Source organism: Kitasatospora sp. NPDC097605, from assembly GCF_040302725.1.
Classification (GTDB): Bacteria; Actinomycetota; Actinomycetes; order Streptomycetales; family Streptomycetaceae; genus Kitasatospora.
In genome coordinates, this window is sequence record NZ_JBEOSF010000002.1 from 172,622 (window position 1) to 195,062 (window position 22,441).

The following is a 22,441-nucleotide window of genomic DNA, read 5'->3' on the forward strand; positions in this document are numbered from 1 at the left end:
CTTTTCTGAGGCCGTGCGAGAGAACGAGGAGGTGGTACCCGTGAACGCAGTATCGAGATGGGTGCTCTCCTCCAGGGTCACGGTCAGGCGATAGGTCGTCCGGGAGCGCCGTTCCAGAGCTCTCCCGAAAGGCACGACCATGCAGTTCACTTCCGAGCAGCGCCTCGACGACGGCGTCCTCGAACGCGAATTCACCCTCGGCGGGATCCCCGGCGTCCTGTGGACGCCCGACTCCGCGTCCGCATCCGCACCGGTGCCGCTGATCCTGATCGGTCTTCCCCCGCTCGGGCTGCGCAGGGTGCACGCCCGGGTGGCGGCGCGGGCCCGGTACTACGCGGCGGAGTACGGCTTCGCCTCGGCCACCATCGAACTCCCCGGGAGCGGTGACCGGCCCCGTCTGGCCGCCACCGAGCAGGCCCGGGCCGACCTGCGCCGGGTGATGGAGGCGGGCGAGCCGGTGACCGGCGAGATCGTCGACGCCCTCGTCCTCCCGCTCGTCGAGAGGGCCGTCCCGGAGTGGCAGGCCGCCCTGGACGCGCTTCTGGCACTGCCCGAGATCGGCGGCCCGGTCGGGTACGAGGGGGGAATCATCTCCATCGGCATCCGGCTGGCGGTGGTCGACCCGCGCATCGCGGCCGCCAATCTGTTCGCCGGGAGCTTCGTGCCCGCCGCCATGGTCGAGGAGGCCCGCCGGGTCACCGTTCCGCTGCAGGTCCTGCTGCAGTGGGACGACGAAGGGAATGACCGGCAGGCGTCCCTGGACCTGTTCGACGCCCTCGGGTCGAAGGAGAAGACCCTGCACGCCAACATGGGCGGGCACACCGGCGTCCCGCACTTCGAACTCGACGCCGGCGCCAGGTTCTTCGCCCGGCATCTGAGCTAGGAGCATATGACCGGGACGGTTCCGGAGAGTTCCGGAACCGTCCCGGGGTTCGGGCCCACTGCCCGGAGGCCCGAGGTCAGCGGATCAGCAGAGGTGCCAGGGGCCCCAGCCGTCGGTCTTGGTGCGGCACCAGAACTGGTAGTCGCCGGTCCACGCGCCGACGCTGGACGGGTTGGGCCAGGCCACCCCGTACCTGAGGTCGAGCCCACTGCCGCCGAGGCTCGTCCAGGAGCCCCAGGAGCCTCCGGCCGTGGTCTGCTCCACGGTCCAGACGGCATGGTCGGTGCCGAGCCCGGTGACCTCCTTGCGGCCGTCCGCCCAGGTCACGACGGTGGTCTGGCTGCCGCAGAGGAGCACGCGGGAGGGCGCGCCGTAGGCGAACGCCGTGGTGCAGCCGCTGACGTTGTCGTAGTAGCCCGGAGCGGCGCCCAGCTCCAGGTCCACGTAGCCGGCGGTTGTGGCGTTCGCGGGCGCGGCAAGGCCGAACAGTGCGCCGACGACAGCGAAGAGGAGCGCGATCAGACGTACCTTCATCTGCAAGGTCCCACCTGTCCATTCCACCCCGGGGACTCTCCTCCGGGAGGTTCGGAGTCTGTCAGAGCCGCCGCGCGCCTCCGTACCCCCAGAGAGGTAATTCCGTGTTCCCCGATTCCGGGAACTTCGGGGACACCGGTGGGACTTGTAGCAGCGCGACGCCCCTCGCGACGGGCCCCGACCGAAAGCCGGTCGGGGCCCGTCACTCAAGGTCAGCGAGGAGCGAGGAGGCAGAACTCGTTGCCTTCCGGGTCGGCCAGAACCGTCCAGGAGATGGCGGACCGGTCGAACCCGGGGTCGGTGGGGCCCACGGCACCCAGGGCACGCAGTCGGGCTTCCTCCGCCGCGAGGTCGTCACCCGGGTAGGGGCGGACGTCGAGGTGGACGCGGTTCCACCCGCTCTTGGTGTCGGGGGTGCGGACGAACTCCAGGTAGGGGCCGACGCCCGCGGCGGACCGCAGGCTCGCGTGGTCGTCGGCGACTTCGTGCACCGTCCAGTCCGTCGCCTGGCCCCAGAACCGGGCCATCTCCCGCGGGTCGGTGCAGTCGACCACCACCGCGGCGATCAGCCCGGTGTCCTGGTGGATCGGGCGGGGCTCCAGGACGCAGAACTCGTTGCCCTCCGGGTCGGCCATGACCGTCCAGGGGACGTCACCCTGACCCACGTCGGCGAGCGTCGCACCGAGATCCTTCAGGCGCGCGACCAACTCCGCCTGATGGGCGGTCGAGGTGGTGGCCAGGTCGAGGTGCACCCGGTTCTTCACCGTCTTGGCTTCCGGGCGGGCGACGATGTCGATACAGATCGCCACGGGGTCGGGGTAGTCAAAGCCCACGGGTTCGAGGTTGGTGACGCCGGGCCCCTCGCTGTCGACACCCCACCCGAGCACCTCCGCCCAGAAGCGGCCGAGCGCGGAGTCGTCGTGGGCCTTCATGTTGATCTGTACAAGTCGTGTTGCCATGCCGCAGATCCTAGAAGCTGCCGACGCCCCAGGTCACCGCGTTTATGCCCGCCCCGGTACCGACCACGGCCGCTCGTCGAGCCTGCGCGAGCGCCGGGGGGCGGTGCCGTGTGCCTGGACCGGGACGGCGGTGGGGTGGGAGGCTGCGACTTCGACGCACTGGCCGCCGTTGTCGCTGGAGGAGCTCGGTGCCGCGCACACAAGCCACCGGCTTCCCGCACCTGCCCCCGGCCCCGGGCACCGCACTGCGGTGCCCGGGGCCCACGGACGGTCAGACGGTGAGGAGCTCCGTGAAGGTGGTGGCGGCCTCCAGGGCGTCGGGGTCGGGGACGATGCCGATCCCCGGGCCCGTGGGGACGGTCAGTCGGCCGTCGTCGAGGACGAAGGGGTCGGTGAGATCGCGGGTGTAGTAGCGGGCCGAGGCCGAGATGTCGCCGGGCAGGGTGAAGCCCGGGAGCGCGGCCAGCGCCAGGTTGGCCGCCCGGCCCAGCCCGGTCTCCAGCATGCCGCCGCACCACACCGGTACGCCGTTCGCCAGGCACAGGTCGTGTATCCGGCGGGCTTCCAGGTACCCGCCGACCCGGCCGGGCTTGATGTTCACGATCGAGCACGCCTCCTGCCGGATGGCGGTGGCCGCGTCCCGGGCCGAGGTGATCGACTCGTCCAGGCAGATCGGGGTGTCCATGCGAGCCGCCAGCCGGGTGTGCGAGAGCAGGTCGTCCGGGGCGAACGGCTGCTCGATCAGCGTCAGCCCGTAGGCGTCGAGCCGGCGCAGGTGGGGCTGGTCCGCCGGACCGTAGGCGGTGTTGGCGTCCACCTGCAAGGCGATGTCCGGGCCGAAGGTGTCCCGGACCGCTCGCAGCGGCTCGGTGTCCCAGCCCGGTTCGATCTTCAGCTTGATCCGGGCGTAGCCCGCGCGCAGATAGCCGTCGACGGCGCTGATCAGCTCGTCGACGGTGTCCATGATGCCGACCGACACACCGACCGCGAGCTCGGTCCGCGTCGCCCCGAAGTACTGGGCGAGGCTGACGCCGGCGGCCCGCAGTTCGGCGTCCAGTACCGCCATCTCGATGGCCGCCTTGGCCATCGGGTTGCCCCTGATCGGACGGAGCAGCTCGGGCACCAGTGCCGCGGTCAGCTCGGGAGCCCGGGACAACCGGGGCAGCAGGAACTCACGCACCACTTCCCGGGCCCCGGCCAGGTACTCGGTGCTGTACGTCGGATCGTCGTCGGCCACGCACTCGCCCCAGCCGACGACTCCGTCGGCCGTGGTCACCTCGACCAGCAGCGAGTTCCGGTGCTCCTGGGTTCCCAGTGAGGTCCGGAACGGCGCGACCAGGGGCAGGGCCACCCCGCGCAACTCCACCTGCTGCAGCTTCATGCCGATGTTTCCTTCCGTCGCAGGACGTACCATCCGGACCGGTCGAACCCGTCGATCCGGTAACCGTTCTCCAGGGCGCCACCGAGCGCCCCGCGCATCGCGGACCGCCAGCGCCGGGCGGCGGCCGGATCCCTTCGCCGCAGGGACTCCGCGTCCACCGGGGTGACACACCGCAGGACGTCACCGGTGGCGGCGCGCGGTACGGGCTCGCCATCGCCGTCCGCTTCGAGCACGGGTTCCGCCACGGCCAGGTCCGGCAACGGTGCCGGTGCCGGTGCCTGCGGCGTCCCGTGCACCGGCCAGCTGACGAACAGCCGGTCGGAGTCGTCGCCGTCGTTGATGCCGTCGTCCAACGGGCCGTAGAAGTCGGGCAGGTACGCCTCCGCGACCGCCCCGAGCCGGTGCAGGTTGAAGTAGGCGTTGCGACGGATCAGCGGGTCGTACGTCCACGAGACCGACGACAGGCCCGCCTCGGCGGCCCACTCCCGCTGGTGCGACTTCATCGCCGCGCCGATCCCGCGCCCGTGCATTCCGGGCACCACGCCGGCCACGTGCGAGTGCAGGCTGTCCCCGACGGTCCGGAACCCGGCGGTCACGCCGACCATCGCCGTCCCGAGGTACGCCGCCGCGACGTAGCCGCCGGTGTGCGCGAGCGCGCACATCACGTCCAGGGCCAACGGTGGCTCGGCGAGGTCCGGGGTGTTCCACACGGCGCGCAGCACCGCGTCGGCCTGCTGGAGTTCGGGTACGGTCCGAAGCAACTGGATTCGGACGTCCGCCCGTTGCGGGACGGCGGAAGGAATGTCGACCATGTGACGAGTCTGCTCGGCGGACCGCCCCGGGCCATTGGCGTCCAGGCCCAAGTTCACCTGGCCTCCTTTGTGCCGATGTCCGGCGTCCGTAGCCGCAGCTGCAGCGCCAGCGCCAGCCGCAGGTCCGGATCATCGATGTCGATCAGCTCGGCCAGCCGGCGCAGCCGGTGCCGCAACGTGTTGGGGTGCAGCGTCATGGCGTCCGCGACCCGCGGCACGTCGTAGTGCCCGGCGATCCAGCAGCGCAGCGTCTTCTCGTACTCCGTCCCGTGCCGGGCGTCATGGTCGAGCACCGTCGACAGCGGTTCCCCGTCCAGGGCCGGACGGTAGCGGAGCGCCTCGTACACGTCCCCCAGGAATATCGGGGCGGCCAGCTCGTCGTGGCGTCCGATCTCCGCCTTGCCGAACGGTCCGCACACCACCTTGAGCGCCTGCCTGGCCTGGCTCAGCCCCGTCGAGATGTCGGCGAGGCCGGGAAGGGTGCGACTGATCCCCGCCCGCCAGCCGCCGCCCAGGGTGTCCCTCGCCCTGGCCAGCACCGTCGCGATGATCAGCTGGATCACGGGCGCGTCGGACGCCGTGTCGACCACCGCCACGGCCTGACCGTCCAGCGCTCCCGCGGCGGCGCCCAGCCGGTAGGCGGAGAGCCCCATCCGCAGCAGGTCGCCGACGTACTCGGCGGCGGAGTCCGGCGACACGCCCCGCGCGTGACCGGCCGGGTCACCGAAGCGGCCGATCACCAGCACGGTCGCCGGGGCGTCGAAGCGTATCCCGAACGAGTCGGCGAGCTCCCGGGTCACTCCCAGGCCGCGGAGCAACCAGCCCAGGCGCTCGGTCCGTTGCCGGCGCTCGGCATCCGCCGCGAGGCTGACCCGGGCCAGGTGGGGCGCGGCCAGCCGCGCGCCCTCGGCGAGGACGTCCGCCGCCTCCTCCGCCAGGGGCTCGTCGCCCTGGAGCACCCAGATGGTGCCCAGCGCCTCGCCGCCGTCCCGGATGGCGATGGCCAGGCGCGGCCAGTAGTCCTTCGGCTCGTAGCTCCACACCGCGGTGTCGGAGCGCAGGACGGCGGCGTACTCCTCGGCGTGGGTCGGGTGGTCCGGTACCCGGCGGCCGAGGATCCCGTCACGACGCGGGTCGTCGACCAGCTGGCCCGGGACCGTGGAGTAGGCCAGCACGCGCATGGACAGGTCCTCGATCGCGACCGCGCCGCCGGCGCGCACGGCGATGTCGTTGGCCAGGGCGAACAGGTCGGTGGACCGGTGCCGGTTCGGCTCGAACACCGGGCTCGTGATCGCCCGCAGCGCGTCGATCAAGGTGTAGAGCTGCCCCCAGGAGATCGCGGCACTGCGCTCCAGGAGCGCCACCCCGGTCCGTTCGGCCGCCCGTGTCAGTGCCGCCGTGTCCGTGCTGCCGGCGCGCGTGACCACCGCCTTGGCGTGGTGCTCGGCGGCCCACTCCAGGACGTCGGCGGTCAGTCGGCCGGGTACCAGGACGATCGCGTCGGTCAGCCCTGTCCCGGGGGCGTCGGTGTCATGGATGGTGGGCGCCCCGACGGCGACCGCCCGGCCTCGTGGCAGCGCGAGCGGCCGGAGGAGATCGGTTCCCAGGCTGTCGAGCACGACCCCGAGGGTGATTCCGGCGGGGGTTCCGGCGGGGGCGGTCACCGCCGCTCCGATCGCAGCATCCGGCCCCGGCGCTCCCCGGTGAACTCACCGTCGGCGATCACCTGTTCACCGGCCAGGAACACCTGGGTGATTCCGGTCGGCCTCAGCTCGGGATGCTCGTAGGTCCCGGCGTGACCGATCCGCGCGGGGTCGAGGACCACCAGGTCCGCGACCGAGCCGCGGCCGATCCAGCCACGGTCGGACAGCCCGAACTGGCTCGCGGTGGCGGAGGTGACCTTCCGGATCGCCTCGGCCAGGTCCACCACGCCGCCGTCCCGCACATAGCCGCCGAGGAAGGTGGGGAAGGTGCCGAAGGTCCGGGGGTGGTTCGGGCCGATCGGGATGTCGCTGTCCGACCCGATCGCGACCAGCGGATCGGCCATGATCGCCCGGACATCGCCTTCGTCCATGGTGTGGCAGACGACGTACGCGTGCGGGTCGGCGATCAGCAACTCGCACAGCGCGTCCCAGGGTTCCCGTCCGGCCAGCACCTCGGCGAGCCGGCGCCCCGTCACCGAGGGATCGGTGTGCCGGAGGATCTGCATGTCCTCGGGGTGGACCTCCCGCCACAACCCGACGCCGGTCCCCGTCCCCGGCCCCTCGGCCGTCGCCCGGAGCGCCGCCCGGGTCCGCGGGTCGAGGAGCCTGGCGCGCAGCGCGTCCACGTTGCCCTCGCACGCCTCGGGAGGCAGCATTGCCGCCATGCCCGTGCAGAAGGCCCGGTACGGGTACTGGTCCCCCCGTGCGTCGACGCCGCTGCGGCGGGCCTCGGCCAGGGTGTCCAGGATCAGCCGGGACGCGCCGTGGACGGCCCGTCCGGAAGCCTTGCAGTGCGACACCTGCAGCCTGACCCCGGCCGCCCTGGCGATCGCGACCGCTTCGCCGAGGGCGTCGGCCAGCCCCTCGCTCTCGCTGCGCATGTGGGTGGCGTACGCCCCGTCGTACCGGCGGGCGATCCGGGCCAGGGCGGTGAGCTCGGCCGGGTCCGCGTACGCTCCGGGCACGTACTCAAGACCGCTGGACAGTCCGCGGGCCCCGGCTGCGAAGGCCTCCTCGGTGAGCTCGCACAGCCGCTCCAGGCCCCCCGGCGGCAGCCGCCGCTCCAGACCGGCCACCGCCAGCCGCAGGGTGTTGTGGCCCACCAGGGGGGCGAAGTGGTTGGTCAGCCCGGCGGCCTCGGCGGCGTCGAGGTAGTCCGCGAAGGTCGTGAACGTCCGCTCGCCCAGCTCGATCGGGCTCAGCCCGGCGGTCGCGGGATCCGCCGGTCCCATCGAGAAGCCACAGTTGCCGATGACCTCCGTGGTGACGCCCTGCAGCAGCTTGAAGGGCTGCGCATCGGGCAGGAACGGAACGCTGTCGGAGTGGCTGTGCGGATCGACGAACCCGGGGGCCGTCACCAGTCCGGTCGCGTCGACGGTCCGTCTGGCCGCCCCGAGGTCCTTGCCCACGGCGGTGACGCGGCCGGCGGTGACGGCGACGTCGGCGGTGACGGGGGCGGAGGCGAATCCGTCGTGGACCTCGCCGCCGGCGATGATCAGATCATGCATGGGCTGTCTTTCCGGTCGGCGCCGGTGGCACGGAGGCCACCAGGCGGCGGGTGTACGCGTGGGTGGGGTTGTCGAGCACCGTCTCGGTGTCGCCCGCTTCGACCACCCGGCCGTGCAGGAGCACGATGGTGCGGTCGGTGATCTGCCGGGCCATGGCCAGGTCGTGCGTGATGAACAGCAGGGCGGTGCCCAGCTCGTTGTTGACGCGGCGCAGCAGTTCCAGGACGTGGGCCTGGACCGACACGTCCAGCGAGGCGGTCGGCTCGTCGCAGATCAACAGCGCGGGGCGCACGGCGAGCGCCCGCGCGATCGCGACCCGCTGCTTCTGACCGCCCGACAACCGGTGCGGCCGCAATCCGGAGTACGCGGGTGGCAGGCCGACCAGCTCCAGCAGTTCGCCGACGGGCAGACGGTCCTCCGGCCGTGCCTGGCCGGCCGCCTCCGCCAGGATGGCGCCCACCGTCATCGCCGGGTTGAGGGAGGTGGACGGATCCTGGAACACGCACTGCACGAGGGTGCGCACGGTTCGCCGCTGGGCCGCGGACAGCCGTCGCGGCCGGGTCGTGTCCGTGCCGTCCAGCAGGATCCGGCCGCCGCTCGCCTCGACCAGGCCGAGCAGGCACCGTGCGAGGGTCGTCTTGCCGGACCCGGACTCGCCGACCAGCGCCACCCTCTCCCCCGGGGCGATCGAGAGGTCGACGCCGTCCAAGGACGTCACCTTGCCGTACTCCTTGCGCAGTCCCTCGACCAGCAGGAGGGGGCGGTCCGACGGCTTCGGAGGCCTGGCCGCGACCGGCTGCTCGTCGACGGCCGGGGGCTCGGGCGGCTGAACCGGGTACCGGCAGGCCGTCCGGTGGGCGACGGCGATCTCGCGCAGCGGGGGCCGGCCGGTGAGGCAGTCGTCCTGCCGCTGCGGGCACCGGTCGGCGAACGCGCACCGGTCGGTGACGTCGGCCGCGCGCGGCACCGAGCCGGGAATGGACACCAGACGCGTGGCGGTGCGTTCCACCGCCGGAAGCGCGCCGATCAGCCCGGCGGTGTACGGGTGGCCCGGGGCGGCGGCGACGGCCCGGCCGCGGCCCGTCTCCAGCACCCGGCCGGCGTACATCACCTGGACCCGGTCGCACAGCGCGAACGCGACGCGCAGATCGTGCGTGATCAGCAGCACGGACATCCCCCGGGCCGCCTGGATCCCGGCGAGCAGCCGCATGATCTCGTGCTGGACGGTGGCGTCGAGGGCCGTGGTGGGCTCGTCGGCGATCAGCAGTTCGGGATCCCCGGCCAGCGCCGCCGCTATCGCCACCCGCTGCCGCATCCCGCCGGACAGCTGGAACGGGTACCGCCGGGCCACCTGCGGGTCGTCGATGCCGACCTCCGCGAGCCGGCGGGCGATCTCGGCCCGGTCGCGGCCGGCGCCGCGGGGAAGCGACTCGGCGATGTGCGCGCCCGCGGTCAGCAGCGGGTTCAGCTGGGTGAACGGGTCCTGCATGAGCAGGCCGACGCGTCGGCCCCGCACTTGGCGCAGCGCCTTCTCCCGCGCCCCGACGAGTTCGGCCCCGGACAGTCGCACCGAGCCGTGGGCCAGCAGGGGCGGGGGCAGCAGTCCGGCTATCGCCCGGGCGGTCAGGGACTTGCCACTGCCCGATTCGCCGACCAGTCCGACGGTTTCGCCGGCCGCGACGGCCAGGTCGACGTCGTCGACGATCCGCCGGTCCCCGAGGGTGACCGTGAGCCCCTGTACCTGGAGCAGCTCACTCATTCCGGAACGCCCTTCCCGGCGTCGAGCCGTTCGAAGATGCTGTCGCCGAGCAGGGTGGCGGCGATGGCGGTGATCATGATGAGCAGCGCCGGTGCCACGGCCGCCCAGGGATTGAGGTCCAGCAGGGTGCGGTTCTCCTGGATCATCAGGCCCCAGTCGGGCGTGCCCGCCGGCAGACCGATGCCCAGGAACGACAGCCCGGTCAGCGCCACCAGCGCGCTGACGAAGCTGAGCAGCAGATTGGCCGTCACGGTCGGCGCCAGATTGGGCAGCAGGTGCCGGAAGACGATCCTGCGGTCCGGCAGGCCCAGCGTGCGGGCGGCGTCGACGTAGGCCAGCTCCCGCTGGCCCAGGGCCAGGCTGCGGATGATCCGGATGTCGGACGGGGCGTTCAGGACGATGAGGGCGAGCACGGCGATCGTGGTCCCGCCGCCGGCGACGCCCACCAGGACGATCAGGACGAGCAGCCCGGGCAGCGCGTACAGCAGGTCGCTCAGCCGCATCAGGACCGCGTCCGGCCAGCCCCGGTGGTAGCCGGCGAGCAGGCCGAGGGTGGTCCCCAGCAGGGTCGTCCCGAGGGCGATCAGCACCGGGGCGACCAGCGCGGTCCTGGTGCCCGCCAGCAGCCGGGACAGCACGTCGCGGCCCAGGTCGTCGGTGCCGAGCAGGTGGGTCGCGCTCGGGCCGGTGGGGCCCAGCTCGACGTTCTGCAGCGCCGGGTCGTGCGGAGCCGCCCAGTCGCCGAGGATCGCGGCCAGCACGATGAGGGCGAGTGCCGACAGCGCCGTCGTCGTCAGGACGCGGCCGCCGGCGATCCGGGGCCGCCGGCCGTGTTCGCGGACGCCCGGCCGGGTCGTCGTCGCCGCGCTCACGCGGGGGCTCCGTGCCGCACCCGGGGGTCGACCACCAGGTAGATCAGGTCCACCAACAGGTTCACGCCGATCACCACCGCGCCACCGAGCAGTACCAAGGCCTGGATCAAGGGAATGTCCTTCTGGTTCACCGCCTGCACCAGGAGCGATCCCAGTCCGGGCAAACTGAATGTCTGTTCCACGAACACCGCTCCGGTCAGGTTCGCCGCGGCCAGCAGTCCCGCGACGGTGAGCACGGGCAGGGCGGCGTTGCGCAGGGAGTAGCTCCCCCAGGTCCGCATCCGGCCGAGGCCCCGGGCCCGGGCGAAGGTGACGTAGTCCTGGGCGCCGACGTCGAGGGTGGCGGCTCGGGTCTGGCGGATCAGGACGGCCGCTTGACCGAGCGACAGCGCGATCGCCGGCAGGGTGTAGTGCCACAGGTCCCCGCCCCCGTACGTCGGGAACCAGCCCAGCTCGACGGCGAAGCCGTACAGCAGCAGCAGGCCCAGCGCGAACGGCGGGAAGGACAGCGCGACGAGCGCGACCAGCGTGACGCCCTGGTCGAGCAGCTTGCCGCGGCGCAGCCCGGCCGCCATGCCGGCCGGAATGCCGAGGAGGAGGGTCAGCACCATCGCGTAACCGGCCAGCGTGGCGGTCACCGGCAGACGCTCGGCGATCACCGTCAGCACCGGCTGCTTGGCGAACACGGAGGATCCGAAGTCCCCCGACAGCACGTCGCTCAGCCAGTGCCAGTACCGCACCGGGAACGGCTCGTCCAGCCGGTACTGCGCGCGGATCGCGGCGACGGTCTCCGGGGTCGACGGGCGATTGCCCAGCAGCGCTTGCACGGGTCCGTCCGGGCTGAGGGACAGCAACCCGTAGGTGAGCACCGACATCACCCCGAGCAGGACGACGGCGGACACCAGCCGCCGGGCGATCAACAGGGCGGCGTTCATCTGGACTCCGCGGGCTTGATCCCGGCAAGGACGTTCAGGGTCCACACTCCGACGTTCTCGGTGAACCTCTTGTTCAGGGCGATCCCCGCGTCCACGCTGTACAGCGGGACGTACGGGGCCTGCTCGGCGGTCTCGGTGAGGATCCCGGTCACCACCCGGCTGCGCTCCTCGCCGTTCTTCAGGGCGAGCACCTTGTCCACCTGGGTGTCCATCCGCGGGCTGGTGAACTGGGCGAAGTTGAAGCCGTAGGGCTGCGCCCCGACACTGGACACGAGGTCGGGCAGCAGCTCGCCCGGGTCCGGGGTGGTGTAGGACAGATCGTTCAGTACCAGGGTGAGTCCCTCGTGCCGGCTCCGGTTGGCGCGGTAGGTGTCGTCGGGCAGCGGGTTGAGCTTGAGCTTGATGCCGATCTCGGCCAGGTCCGCCGCGAGCACCTGCAGGGCGTCCGCCGTGTTGTTGCCGCTGTTGTAGTCGGCGGGCAGCTCGAAGCCATCGGGGTACGCGGACTTCGCCAGCTCGTCCCTGGCCGCGGCCAGGTCGTACGGATACCGGGGCCACCGGTCGGTCACGCTCCGGAAGTCGTCCCCGTAGAGCGCCCGGAGCATGGGATGGGTCAGGATCGTGGTCGCGGGTGACGCCGTGGCGCCGACCACCAGCCGCTGCATCGCCTCCCGGTTCACCGCGTGCGCGACGGCCCTGCGGACGTGGACGTCCGACAGCGGCGGGTAGGTGACGTTGAGGGAGAGGAAGGCGATCGAGTTGCCGGCGTAGAACCGGGTCCTGACGTCCTTCAGCGGGGCCCACTTGCGGATGTCACGCGGCGGTACCTGGGTGGTCCCGTCCACCTCCCCGGAGGAGACGGCCAGCCGCAGGGTCTCCGGATCGGTGATGGTGATCACCTTCACCGTGCCGACGGCCGGCCTGGCGCCCCGGTACTTCTCGTTGGGCTTCAGGGTGATGCCCTTGGTGCTGGAGAACTCGGTGACCTTGTACGGCCCGGTGCCCAGGGTCGGGAAGGCCGGCGTACCCAGGTCCTGCGGGTGCGCCTCGGCGAGCTTCTTCGGCACCACCTGCCACATCACCGCCACGTTCGACAGGAACGTCTGGGTCGGGGCCTTCAGCACGACGGTGACCTCGTCCGGGCCGGTGGCCCGCACCGACTTGACGGCGGCCACCATGCTCGCCGCCTCGGAGGCGACCTGCGGGTCGGTGTGCCGCTCCAGTGAGAACGCGACGTCCTCGGCGGTCACCGGAGAGCCGTCGGAGAACACCACGCCCTCGCGCAGCTTGAACACGTACGTGACCGGGTCCGGTTCGGTCCACGACTCCGCCAGCTGCGGGACGACCTTGCCGTTCTCGTCCCGCGTCACCGGCGACTCCAGGATCGCGAACTGCACCAGGGTGCCCGGGTCGGTGAAGCCGTGGGCGATGTCGAGCACGTTGGGCAGGCTCGTGGTTGCCATCGTGAGCGTGTCCGGGTCGCCAGCGGCCGTGGCGCATCCGGTCAGCAGCAGGCTTCCGGTCAGGGCACCGCCGAGCAGCCCGCGCGCTTTCCGGCGGCTTGGCAGGGTTGGGGTCATGGGGAGTCCTCGTCAGGAGATGGATCGGGTGGAAAGGACGCCGATGAGGGACACCTCGGGGCGGTCGGGGGAGAGCGAACAGCGGGTGGGGGCCGTCAGGTGGCGAGGTTGAGGCCGGGGGGAAGCCCCAGGGGGACGGCGTCGTCGGGCTGTCGGACGAAGCGCAACCGGTGGACACCGTCCGTGCTGATCAGGAGGTCGTCGCCGCTGGGGCGCAGGCTGATCAGGCCGCCCGCGCGGAACGCGCCGTCCGGCGCCGGTTCGATCGCCCCGACGAACTCCAGGCCGAGTTCGAGCGTGCCGTCCCGGGTGACCGTCGCCAGGACGCCGAGCTCCGGACTGCGGTAGACGGCCGGTGGCAGCGTGGCGCCGGCGTCCGCGGGGGGACAGCGCCAGTACTCCGTGGCGCGGCCGGGGCGGTACACCGATCCGATCCTGATCGTGCCGGACGACACCCGCAGCCGGAAGTCGGCGCTGTCCCCCAGGCCCTGCCAGCTGCCGTCGACGGCCGGTGCGAACTCGCCGCCGCGCGGCGCGCCGTGGACGCGGATCCGGCCGCCGCCCACGGCCTCGATCCGGAGCGGGAGGCCGGATCGCGGATCCAGCCAGTCCCCGGTCAGCCGGGCGGCGGGCTCGGCGGCCACCGGGTCCGCCATCAGCTCGACGGGATCGTCCTCGGGCAGCCCGGCGGCCAGCCGGAGCACCCGGGTGGCCAGCTTCGGGGAGTCGATCGAGGAGTTGTTGCCCAGCAGCGCCACGCCGAGACCGGCGTCCGGCATGAACAGCAGCTGCGACCGGTACCCGGGGACACCGCCGGCGTGGCCGAACGCCGGACGGCCCGCGATCGTCGTGTGGTAGAGACCCAGCGTGTACGGCCGCTCCTCGCCGTCCCCGGAGTCGACCCGCCGCACCAGCGCGTCACGGATGTCGGCGCCCAGGACCCGGCCGTCCTGCAGGAACCCGAACCACGGCGCCAGATCGGCGACGCTGGTGGCCAGACCGCCGTCACCGACCGCGGACTCCTCGGTGTCAGCGCGCCGGACGGCACCGCGCGTGACGTCGTACCCGTAGGCGAATCGCGGCAACGGCTCCTGGCTGTCCTCGCGGAACACGGTCTCGTTCATGCCCAGCGGTGCGAACATCCGCTCCGTGGTGAACTCCCCCAGGGTCCGGCCGGTGAGCCGCCGCACGAGCGAGGCGACCAGGACGTACCCCGTGTTGGAGTAGGAGAACGCGGTCCCCGGTTCGAAGTCGACCTCGGTCAGCCCGGCCACGAAGGCCAGCGTCTGGTCCTGGGTGATCCTCGTCAGCGGGCGGCCGGCGATCTCCGCCAGGGCCAGCCAGTCCCGCAGACCGCCCGTGTGCCGCAGGCACTGGCCGACGGTCACCGGCACCGCCAGCTTCAGCTCGGGCAGGTGCGTGCGGATGTCGTCGTCCAGCGACAGCCGCCCGTCGCGGCAGAGCAGCAGCGCCGCCGCGGCGGTGAACTGCTTGCTCATGGAAGCGATGTCGAACCGTGTCCGGGTGTCGACCGGCACCCCGAACTCCACGCTCGCCAGCCCCGCCGATGCCTGGTGGATCAGCTTCCCGTCGGCGTATATCCCGACGGACAGTCCCGGGTCGCCCGGGCGTACCGCCGAGCCCACGACCTCGGACAACGTTGTTGAGAAATCCATGCGCCACAGGCTCTCAGCCACGACTGCCCGGAAGGTTTGTCCCAAACGGCAAAGTCCGCTCGCCCAACGTTGGCCGCAAGGACATGTCCCCATACATCCCGACGTCGGGAGGATTCCTCTGTCGAGCGCGTTCCGGACACGCCGTCGGGCGTGTCGGCGACCCCGAAGCCATCGGCGCGCGTGCGCCGGAACCCGCGCTCCGTCGCACGTGCACGCCCCCCATCACCCAACGGCCCTCAGCTGCCGTGCCCGGAGGAGCCCATGGACCGCGAGATGCCACGAGACGTCCACCCGTCCGCGCAGCTGCCGGAACTCCGCCTCGACGCGCGGGCGCTGGAGCACAACATCCGGCTCATGGCGGCCTGGTGCCACGATCACCGGGTCGAGCTGGCCCCGCACATCAAGACCACCATGACGCGCCCCGTCGTCGAACGGCAGCTGGCCGCGGGGGCCTGGGGCGTCACGGTCGCCACCGTGACACAGGCCGGCATCGCCCTGGAGTGGGGGGCGCGGCGGGTGATCATCGCGAACCAGGTGGTCCACCCGCACGACCTGTCCCGGCTGCGCCGGTGGCTCGACGAGGCACCGGAGCGGGAGCTGTACTGCTTCGTCGACTCCCCGGCCGGCATCGGCTTCGCCCGGTCGTCCACGGCCGGCGCGCGCACCCCCCTGCGCGTCCTCGTCGACGTCGGAACGGACGGGGGCCGCACCGGTGTGAAGGGGCCGGCCGAGGCCGCCGGCCTGGCCCGGGCCGTCCGGGCGGCGCCCGGACTCCTGCTCGCCGGTGTCGCCGGCTACGAAGGCGTCCGGCCCAACCTGAGGGACACCGCCACCCTCGCGGCCGTCGACGAGCACTGCGATCGGACCGTCGCGGTGTTCCGCGGCCTCACCCCGCTCTTCGAGACCACGCGGCCCGTCTTCAGCATGGGCGGCTCGGCCTTTCCCGACCGGGTCGTCCACGCCCTCGCCCGCGCCGAACGCCACCCCGACGGCCTGCCGACGGCGGTGCCCGTCCTGCGGTCGGGCTGCTACGTCACCCATGATCACGGCACCTACGCGCACGTCTCCCACCTGCCCGGCCTGAAGGCGGCGCTGACCGTGCGCGCGGTCGTGCTCTCCACCCCGGAACCGGGGAGAGCCGTCGTCGGCGCCGGCAAACGCGAGCTGCCCTACGACGCCGGCCTGCCCGTCCTCGTCTCCGCCCGCGATCCGCACGGCGCACGGCGACCCGCCGCCGCGGCGACCGCGGAGCGGATCTACGACCACCACCTCGTCCTCACCGAGGCGCGTGATCTGCACATCGGCGACGAGGTCGACCTCGGGATCTCCCACCCCTGCTCCGCCTTCGACCGCTGGCCCGACATCACCGTCGTCGACGGCCAGGGGCACACGGGTGAGGTGTGGCACCCCCGGTTCCGCTGATCAACGACACCTCACCCCCTAGCTGATGGAGCACTGCCATGACCTTCCCCGGCGACACCAGGACCGCACTCGATTCCGGCGCGGACCTCGTCGAGCTGACACGCGCGCTGGTCGACATACCGTCCGAGAGCGGTGAGGAGGCGGCGCTCGCCGACGGCGTGGAGCGCGCGTTGAGGGCCCTGCCCCATGTGCGGGTCGAGCGGATCGGCGACTCCGTGGTCGCCCGCACCGAACTGGGACGAGCCGAGCGCGTGGTGATCGCCGGTCACCTGGACACCGTCCCGGCCTGCGACAACCTGCCCTCACGTCTCGCGGACGGGCGGTTGCACGGGCTCGGCGCCTGCGACATGAAGGGCGGCGTCGCCGTGGCCCTGCACACCGCGGCGACCGTCACGGCTCCGGTCCGGGACCTCACCTACGTCTTCTACGCGTGCGAGGAGACGTCCGACGACCGCAACGGACTGGGCAGGATCGCCGCCGAGCGCCCGAACCTCCTCCACGCCGATCTGGCCATCCTGATGGAACCCTCCAACGGCACGGTGGAGGGCGGCTGTCAGGGCTTCCTCACGGCGGACGTCGTCGTCCGGGGAAGGCGGGCGCACACGGCCCGGGCGTGGATGGGCGTCAACGCGGCGCACCTCGCGGGCGAGGTGCTGCGCAGACTGGCGGAGCACACCCCCGAGGGGTGGTCGTCGACGGGCTGGTGTACCGCGAGGGGCTGAGCGCCGTGGCGGTGCGGGCAGGGGTCGCCGGCAACGTGGTCCCCGACGTGTGCGTGGTCACGGTCAATCTGCGCTACGCACCCAGCCGCACCCCCGGGGAGGCGGAGGCGTACGTGCGGGGGCTCTTTCCCGAGTACGAGGTCGAGGTGACCGACGTGCTGCCGGGCGCCCTGCCGGGGCTCGACCGGCCCGCCGCCGCGTCGCTGCTCGCGCGGCTCGGCACCGCGCCGCAGGCGAAACTCGGCTGGACCGATGTCGCCCGCTTCACCGCGGCGGGGGTGCCCGCCGTGAACTTCGGTCCGGGCGACCCGTCGTTGGCCCACACCCCCGGTGAGTACGTGGAGGTCTCCCAACTGCGCGAAGTCCACCGTGCCCTTCAGCACTGGCTCATCGGCTGACGCCCGGTTTCCCGTCCTCCGGGAGAGGGCGGAGTCCGGGTCGACCACCGTTGCAGTCCAACAGCGGACTTGCGTCAGACGGTGCCGAACTCGCCCGCCTGGACGCCGGCGATGAACGCGTGCCAGTCAGAGATAGGGAAGACCAGGGCCGGACCCTCAGGGTCCTTGGAGTCACGGACAGGGACAGCGCCGGGGAAGCTCGCCGAGACCTCGACACAGTTGCCGCCGTTACCGCTGTACGACGACGTGAACCAGGTGGCGCCGGGCAGATCGGGGCTCATCAGGCTGACTCCCTTCAGAGGATGTCGAACTCGCCTGCCTGGACGGCGGCGAGGAAGGAGCGCCAAGCAGGGGCGCGGAAGAGGAGGGTGGGGCCGTCGGGATCCTTGGAGTCGCGGACGGGGATGGTGGCGGGGTGAGTGGTTGCCACTTCGACGCACTGGCCGCCGTTGGTGCTGTAGGGGCTCTTGCGCCAGCGGATTGAGGCGTTCGGCTTCATGCCCACACGGTAGCGCGGCACGGCAAGCAGCGGGGCCCCGACCGGGGAAACCGGTCGGGGCCCCGCTGTGATCTTGTGTCAGACGGTGCCGAAGTCGCCCGCCTGCACGCCGGCAACGAACGCGCGCCAGGCGGAGGCCGGGAAGACGAGAGCCGGACCCTCAGGGTCCTTGGAGTCGCGAACGGGGACGGCACCGGGGAAGCTCGCGGAAACCTCCACGCACTCACCGCCGTTGTCGGAGTACGACGACGTGAACCAGGTGGCGCCGGGCAGATCGGGGCTCATCAGGCTGACTCCCTTCAGAGGATGTCGAACTCGCCTGCCTGGACGGCGGCGACGAAGGAGCGCCAGGCGGGGGTCGGAAAGAGGAGGATGGGGCCATCGAGGTCCTTGGAGTCGCGGACCGGGACGCCGGTGGGGTGGGAGGCCGCGACTTCGACGCACTCGCCGCCGTTGGTGCTGTAGGAGCTCTTGCGCCAGTGGATTGAGGCGTTCGGCTTCATGCCAACACGCTAGCGCGGCACGGCAAGCAGCGGGCCCCGACCGGGAAACCGGATGCTGTTGGCTAATTCGGGAAACCAGTCGGGGCCCTGCTGTGATCTTGTGTCAGACGGTGCCGAACTCGCCCGCCTGGACGCCGGCGACGAACGCGCGCCAGGCGGAGACGGGGAAGACCAGGGCCGGTCCGTCGGGGTCCTTGGAGTCACGGACAGGGACAGCGCCGGGGAAGCTCGCGGAAACCTCCACGCACTGACCGCCGTTGTCGGAGTACGACGACGTGAACCAGGTGGCGCCGGGCAGATCGGGGCTCATCAGGCTGACTCCCTTCAGAGGATGTCGAACTCGCCTGCCTGGACGGCGGCGAGGAAGGAGCGCCAAGCAGGGGCGGGGAAGAGGAGGGTGGGGCCGTCGGGATCCTTGGAGTCGCGGACGGGGATGGTGGCGGGGTGAGTGGTAGCCGCTTCGACGCACTGGCCGCCGTTGGTACTGAAGGAGCTCTTGCGCCAGGAGATTGAGGCGTTCGGCTTCATAGCAACACGGTAGAGCGGCACCCCAAGCAGTGGGCCCCGACCGGGAAACCGGTCGGGGCCCACACGGTGAGTTCTCGTCAGACGGTGCCGAACTCGCCCGCCTGCACGCCGGCCACGAACGCGCGCCAGGCGGAGGCCGGGAAGACGAGAGCCGGACCCTCAGGGTCCTTGGAGTCGCGCACGGGGACGGCGCCAGGGAAGCTCGCGGAGACCTCCACGCACTCACCGCCGTTGTTGGAGTACGACGACTTGAACCAGGACGCGTTCGACAAGTCAGGGTTCATGGAGTTAGCTCCCTTCGAGCCTTGTGGATCAGTGCCAGGGACGCCGCCTTGGGCAGGGCTTCCACCACCAGCTGATCGTACTCCCTCTCCCACCCCGAGACGATTTCACGCCTTCGTTCAAGGTAGCCGCGCGCATGCGATTCGGCGTAGCCGACGACCGAGCCGTCCGGTAGATCCAACAGGGTCACCGGCATCGTGAACGGCAGGTTCTCGCCCAAGGAGAACGGCGCTACCTGGATAGTGATGTTGGGCCGGGCCGCCAACTCCACGATGCGGTCGAGCTGCTTGAGCATGACGGCTCGCCCGCCGATCCTGCGAACGAGGCAATCCTCATCCAGCGCCACGTGGACCAGAGGCGGTTTCCTTCGATCTAGAACGCGCTGGCGAGCCAGCATGAACTCGACACGTTGCTCAGCCTCGGACTGCGTGATCGCCCCTCGCTGGACAGCCGCGTACGCCAATGCTTCGGCGTACTCCTGCACCTGGAAAAGACCGTTGACGATTGTCAACGCGAATCCACGCAAACGACGGCACCTAGCCTCACCGTCAGCGAACTCCGGGAAGCCCTCCAGGAGGCTGGCCTTCGTGTGCCGGCGCCAAAGTTCGTAGAACGTGCCTCCGGTTTCAAACACTTGGTCGGCTTTAACAGCGAAGTTCATTGTTGGAGGACGCTTCGCTCGTTCGACGTACGACACCAGGGTGTTGGAGTAGCCCATGCGCTTTGCCAGGGCGACCTGCGACCAGCCCCGCGACCGCCGCAGCCTGGCAAGTTCCTGACCGAAGCGAACCGCCGGAGATGACATCGCGTCAACTTCAAGCACGTCCATGAACGCTGGCACCTTTCACGCGCCCAATTGGTCAACGTTCAGACCCTGGCCATCGTAAACCGGAGCGGGTCACTATGGCTACACCCCGTGAGAGATCCGGGACCCTGCGCAACCAATGGAGCCAACATGCCCAGCCGCCCCCGCATTCCCGTCTACTCCCCCACCGTCGGAGAGGTCGTCCGCGACCTCGGGCACCGGGACTTCACCGGAAAGCCCGTCGAGGCCGTCTTCATGGACAACCTCGCCGGGCTCGTCTACCTCCGGCCCGAAAGCGGCGGTTGTGAGTGGACCACCAAGCCCGAACACATCCAGGCCCTGGCCGAGCCCCGCTTCATCGACGCCCAGCAGCCCAGCCGGCCGCGTGCCGCCGACGTGGCGTGAACCGGGCCCTCAAGCTCGTCGCCACCGTCATCGGCGTGCCCGCGCTCTCCGCGCTCGCGGCCTCGCTCGTCTGCTGGCCGATCCACGACGGGCCGCTCGGACCGCAACTCCTCATCTTCGGGCTGATTCTCTCCACCGGCATCTCCGCCGGACTGCCCGCCTGCTTCACCTGGATCTCGTCCGACAAGACCTAATCCCCGGGAACACCACCATGCTCAGCCAACTCCCCGCCATCCTCACCAACCCCCCGCGCCGACGCCTCGGCCACCAGGCCCTCATCCTCAACCGCGACGGCGCCGTCCTCCTCGTCGGAACCGCCTACCGCAGCGGCCTCACCCTCCCCGGCGGCAGCGCCGAGGCCAACGAACTCCCCCACCTCGCGGCCCGCCGACACACCGAAACCGAAACCGGCCTCGTCCTCCCCCTCCGCCACATCCTCGCCACCGACTACGTCGACGCCCAGACCCTCCCCGAGGGCATCAACTTCGTCTACTGGGGCGGGACATTGACCAGCGCGCAGGAAACCACCGTCGCCCGCCACCGACCCCCCGCCACCATCACCGCCGTCCACTGGCTCCACCCCGCCCAACTCGCCGACGCCATGCCCCCCGACCAGCACCGCCGCACCACCCACGCCCTCACCGCCCTCACCCGAGGCATCCACCTCCCCTTCCTGCTCCGCGGCATCCCCGCCGAATAGCCACAGCACGACGCCCCGGCCCCTCGCGCTCAACCGCGCGAGGGGCCGGGGCCCGGGCAAGGTCGGTGCCGAGCGGCGACCCCTTCCGTCGTAGGCAAACAGGATATGGTCCGCTCACCACACCCCAATCTTCCGAGGGAGACCATGCGTACCCGCACCACCCGCCTCGCCATCACGGCTGCCGCCCTGCTTGCCGCCGGGCTGACCGCCTGCTCCAGCACGGCGGCGAGTACCGACGCGAAGAGCACCGCCGCGTCGACCACCGCGGCGGCGGCGCAGCCGACCTCGGCACCGCCCGCGGCGGCCGCGCCGGAGGCTGCCGCGAGCACCCAGGCACCGGCGCCCGCCGGCACCACCGCCGCCGCGCCCGCCTCGGCCGGGCCCGGCGGGCTGCCCCCGAAGCCGGACGCCGCCACGATGGCGAAGTACATCGCGGCCCTGACCGCCATCGACCCGGAGATCGTCGGGGACAAGCCGGACCGTGCAGTCAGTCGCGGCCGGGACCAGTGCAGTTCGGTCTCCCAGCACCCGAAGGACGAGGCGAAGTTGGTGGAGCTGACCGCCCAGCGCTTCACCTCGCCGCAGCACCCCCAGGGCTTCGGGCCGGAGAAGAGCGCCAAGATCCTGGCGGCGGTGCGCGCGCACATCTGCCCGACGTTCTGAGCCCGGGCGCCACGAAGCGCCACTCCGGAAGCCGTCACATCACGGGTGGGCCGGTCGAGTTCGGCGGACTGGCCGGCGCGTGCCCCACGCAGGCCCGCGCCGAAGCCTGCGGCGCGGGCCGCTGATCGGGCGCGGGCGCCGGCCGACGAGGGCGTTCCGGGATCCGGGGGACGGGGTGGTCATGGCCGGGTGCCACGGCCACCCCGTCCGCCCGGGCGGGGGCGGATGGCGAAGGGCCCGTGCGCGACCGCAGAATGAGGGGATGGTCACGCTTGAGACTCCCCGTCTGATCCTGCGTCGCTGGCGCGAGGAGGACGTCGCGCCCATGGCCGCCGTCAACGCCGATCCCGAGGTCATGCGGTGGATCCGGGACGGCAGTGTCCGTGACGAGCGGCAGACCCGCGACGGGATCCGGGCGTGGGAGGAGGAGTGGGAGTCGCACGGCTTCGGCCTGTTCGCCGTGGAGATCCGGTCCACCGGCGAACTCGCCGGGTTCACCGGCCTCTCGGTGCCGCACTTCCTGCCGGAGGTCCTGCCGGCGGTCGAGATCGGCTGGCGGCTGGGGCGTTCGCACTGGGGGCGGGGCCTGGCCACCGAGGCCGCCGTGGCCGCCGTCCGGTTCGCGTTCGAGGAGCGCGGGCTGGAGCGGATCGTCAGCATCGCGCAGGTGGGCAACGAAGCCTCGGAACGGATCATGACCAAGCTGGGGATGCGCCCGGTCCGCGAGACCGTGCATCCCACCTGCGGTCGGCGAGTCCGGGTGTTCGAGCTGTCGTCGGAGCAGGAGACGCGGGGTGGATTCCCGGCCCTCGGGACGGACGGGTGAGGGAAGGGGCCGTCGGGGTCCATGAACAGCCCGCGGAGGTGCCGAGCGTCACACTCCGCGATGCGGGCCGCCCCGCGACCCGCGTC

The 22,441-nt window shown here is 71.7% G+C and carries 26 protein-coding genes and 1 pseudogene; 8 read left to right on the forward strand and 19 right to left on the reverse strand.

Annotated elements, in window-relative coordinates; translation table 11 throughout:
* Window positions 1-139 precede the first annotated feature (139 nt).
* Window positions 140-883, forward strand: a complete 744-nt coding sequence (locus tag ABTX81_RS02880) for an alpha/beta hydrolase (protein WP_350541149.1) — start codon at window positions 140-142, stop codon at window positions 881-883.
* Between the two features lie 84 nt (window positions 884-967).
* Here the strand turns inward: ABTX81_RS02880 and ABTX81_RS02885 are convergent, their stop codons facing one another.
* The 11 genes from ABTX81_RS02885 to ABTX81_RS02935 form a co-directional block, all read right to left on the reverse strand.
* On the reverse strand, window positions 968-1,417 hold the full coding sequence (locus ABTX81_RS02885; RefSeq protein WP_350541150.1) for a DUF8189 domain-containing protein: 450 nt from the start codon (window positions 1,415-1,417) through the stop codon (window positions 968-970).
* Between the two features lie 212 nt (window positions 1,418-1,629).
* Window positions 1,630-2,376: a VOC family protein gene (locus ABTX81_RS02890; RefSeq protein ID WP_350541151.1), complete on the reverse strand. Its 747-nt coding sequence runs from the start codon at window positions 2,374-2,376 to the stop codon at window positions 1,630-1,632.
* Window positions 2,377-2,647: 271 nt separating this feature from the next.
* Window positions 2,648-3,757, reverse strand: coding sequence for an o-succinylbenzoate synthase (gene menC, locus ABTX81_RS02895; RefSeq protein ID WP_350541152.1), 1,110 nt, complete (start codon window positions 3,755-3,757; stop codon window positions 2,648-2,650).
* The gene (locus tag ABTX81_RS02900) at window positions 3,754-4,569 is read right to left on the reverse strand and encodes a GNAT family N-acetyltransferase (protein WP_350541153.1); all 816 of its coding nucleotides are present in this window, start codon (window positions 4,567-4,569) and stop codon (window positions 3,754-3,756) included. Before ABTX81_RS02900 ends, menC begins: the two co-directional genes overlap by 4 nt.
* A gap of 53 nt (window positions 4,570-4,622) precedes the next feature.
* Complete coding sequence (locus ABTX81_RS02905) at window positions 4,623-6,188, reverse strand: PucR family transcriptional regulator (protein WP_350541154.1); 1,566 nt, start codon at window positions 6,186-6,188, stop codon at window positions 4,623-4,625.
* Between the two features lie 41 nt (window positions 6,189-6,229).
* A complete protein-coding gene (locus ABTX81_RS02910) occupies window positions 6,230-7,780 on the reverse strand; it encodes an N-acyl-D-amino-acid deacylase family protein (RefSeq protein WP_350541155.1) in 1,551 nt (516 codons plus the stop codon).
* The gene (locus ABTX81_RS02915; RefSeq protein WP_350541156.1) at window positions 7,773-9,539 is read right to left on the reverse strand and encodes a dipeptide ABC transporter ATP-binding protein; all 1,767 of its coding nucleotides are present in this window, start codon (window positions 9,537-9,539) and stop codon (window positions 7,773-7,775) included. Before ABTX81_RS02915 ends, ABTX81_RS02910 begins: the two co-directional genes overlap by 8 nt.
* Window positions 9,536-10,411, reverse strand: a complete 876-nt coding sequence (locus ABTX81_RS02920) for an ABC transporter permease (protein WP_350541157.1) — start codon at window positions 10,409-10,411, stop codon at window positions 9,536-9,538. The genes ABTX81_RS02915 and ABTX81_RS02920 overlap by 4 nt, the downstream gene beginning before the upstream one ends.
* Window positions 10,408-11,346 carry an ABC transporter permease gene (locus ABTX81_RS02925; protein WP_350541159.1) on the reverse strand — a complete coding sequence of 313 codons (939 nt, stop codon included), beginning with the start codon at window positions 11,344-11,346 and terminating at the stop codon, window positions 10,408-10,410. The genes ABTX81_RS02920 and ABTX81_RS02925 overlap by 4 nt, the downstream gene beginning before the upstream one ends.
* Window positions 11,343-12,809, reverse strand: a complete 1,467-nt coding sequence (locus ABTX81_RS02930) for an ABC transporter substrate-binding protein (RefSeq protein ID WP_350541160.1) — start codon at window positions 12,807-12,809, stop codon at window positions 11,343-11,345. The genes ABTX81_RS02925 and ABTX81_RS02930 overlap by 4 nt, the downstream gene beginning before the upstream one ends.
* Window positions 12,810-13,021: 212 nt before the next feature.
* Window positions 13,022-14,602 carry a serine hydrolase domain-containing protein gene (locus ABTX81_RS02935; protein WP_350541161.1) on the reverse strand — a complete coding sequence of 527 codons (1,581 nt, stop codon included), beginning with the start codon at window positions 14,600-14,602 and terminating at the stop codon, window positions 13,022-13,024.
* A gap of 261 nt (window positions 14,603-14,863) precedes the next feature.
* Between ABTX81_RS02935 and ABTX81_RS02940 the strand changes: the two genes are divergently transcribed.
* Window positions 14,864-16,024 (forward strand): alanine racemase, encoded by a 1,161-nt coding sequence (locus ABTX81_RS02940; RefSeq protein WP_350541162.1) that lies wholly within the window; start codon window positions 14,864-14,866, stop codon window positions 16,022-16,024.
* 38 nt (window positions 16,025-16,062) lie between these two features.
* A pseudogene (dapE, locus tag ABTX81_RS02945) lies at window positions 16,063-17,144 on the forward strand (succinyl-diaminopimelate desuccinylase).
* 74 nt (window positions 17,145-17,218) lie between these two features.
* Here dapE and ABTX81_RS02950 read toward each other — a convergent pair.
* The 8 genes from ABTX81_RS02950 to ABTX81_RS02985 form a co-directional block, all read right to left on the reverse strand.
* A complete protein-coding gene (locus ABTX81_RS02950; protein ID WP_350541163.1) occupies window positions 17,219-17,425 on the reverse strand; it encodes a DUF397 domain-containing protein in 207 nt (68 codons plus the stop codon).
* 14 nt (window positions 17,426-17,439) lie between these two features.
* Window positions 17,440-17,643, reverse strand: coding sequence for a DUF397 domain-containing protein (locus ABTX81_RS02955; protein WP_350541164.1), 204 nt, complete (start codon window positions 17,641-17,643; stop codon window positions 17,440-17,442).
* Window positions 17,644-17,721: 78 nt separating this feature from the next.
* Window positions 17,722-17,928, reverse strand: coding sequence for a DUF397 domain-containing protein (locus ABTX81_RS02960; protein WP_350541165.1), 207 nt, complete (start codon window positions 17,926-17,928; stop codon window positions 17,722-17,724).
* A gap of 14 nt (window positions 17,929-17,942) precedes the next feature.
* Window positions 17,943-18,146, reverse strand: coding sequence for a DUF397 domain-containing protein (locus tag ABTX81_RS02965; RefSeq protein WP_350541166.1), 204 nt, complete (start codon window positions 18,144-18,146; stop codon window positions 17,943-17,945).
* Window positions 18,147-18,249: 103 nt separating this feature from the next.
* Window positions 18,250-18,456: a DUF397 domain-containing protein gene (locus ABTX81_RS02970; RefSeq protein ID WP_350541167.1), complete on the reverse strand. Its 207-nt coding sequence runs from the start codon at window positions 18,454-18,456 to the stop codon at window positions 18,250-18,252.
* A gap of 14 nt (window positions 18,457-18,470) precedes the next feature.
* Complete coding sequence (locus ABTX81_RS02975; protein WP_350541168.1) at window positions 18,471-18,674, reverse strand: DUF397 domain-containing protein; 204 nt, start codon at window positions 18,672-18,674, stop codon at window positions 18,471-18,473.
* Window positions 18,675-18,751: 77 nt separating this feature from the next.
* Window positions 18,752-18,958, reverse strand: a complete 207-nt coding sequence (locus ABTX81_RS02980; protein ID WP_350541169.1) for a DUF397 domain-containing protein — start codon at window positions 18,956-18,958, stop codon at window positions 18,752-18,754.
* Window positions 18,955-19,785 (reverse strand): helix-turn-helix domain-containing protein, encoded by an 831-nt coding sequence (locus ABTX81_RS02985; protein ID WP_350541170.1) that lies wholly within the window; start codon window positions 19,783-19,785, stop codon window positions 18,955-18,957. Before ABTX81_RS02985 ends, ABTX81_RS02980 begins: the two co-directional genes overlap by 4 nt.
* A 126-nt stretch (window positions 19,786-19,911) precedes the next feature.
* Between ABTX81_RS02985 and ABTX81_RS02990 the strand changes: the two genes are divergently transcribed.
* From ABTX81_RS02990 to ABTX81_RS03010, 5 genes are all read left to right on the forward strand, one after another.
* On the forward strand, window positions 19,912-20,166 hold the full coding sequence (locus ABTX81_RS02990; RefSeq protein ID WP_350541171.1) for a hypothetical protein: 255 nt from the start codon (window positions 19,912-19,914) through the stop codon (window positions 20,164-20,166).
* Window positions 20,163-20,360, forward strand: coding sequence for a hypothetical protein (locus tag ABTX81_RS02995; protein WP_350541172.1), 198 nt, complete (start codon window positions 20,163-20,165; stop codon window positions 20,358-20,360). Before ABTX81_RS02990 ends, ABTX81_RS02995 begins: the two co-directional genes overlap by 4 nt.
* 17 nt (window positions 20,361-20,377) lie before the next feature.
* Complete coding sequence (locus tag ABTX81_RS03000; protein ID WP_350541173.1) at window positions 20,378-20,866, forward strand: NUDIX domain-containing protein; 489 nt, start codon at window positions 20,378-20,380, stop codon at window positions 20,864-20,866.
* A 144-nt stretch (window positions 20,867-21,010) separates the two neighbouring features.
* On the forward strand, window positions 21,011-21,529 hold the full coding sequence (locus ABTX81_RS03005) for a hypothetical protein (protein ID WP_350541174.1): 519 nt from the start codon (window positions 21,011-21,013) through the stop codon (window positions 21,527-21,529).
* 262 nt (window positions 21,530-21,791) lie between these two features.
* Complete coding sequence (locus ABTX81_RS03010; RefSeq protein ID WP_350541175.1) at window positions 21,792-22,355, forward strand: GNAT family N-acetyltransferase; 564 nt, start codon at window positions 21,792-21,794, stop codon at window positions 22,353-22,355.
* Window positions 22,356-22,441 lie beyond the last annotated feature (86 nt).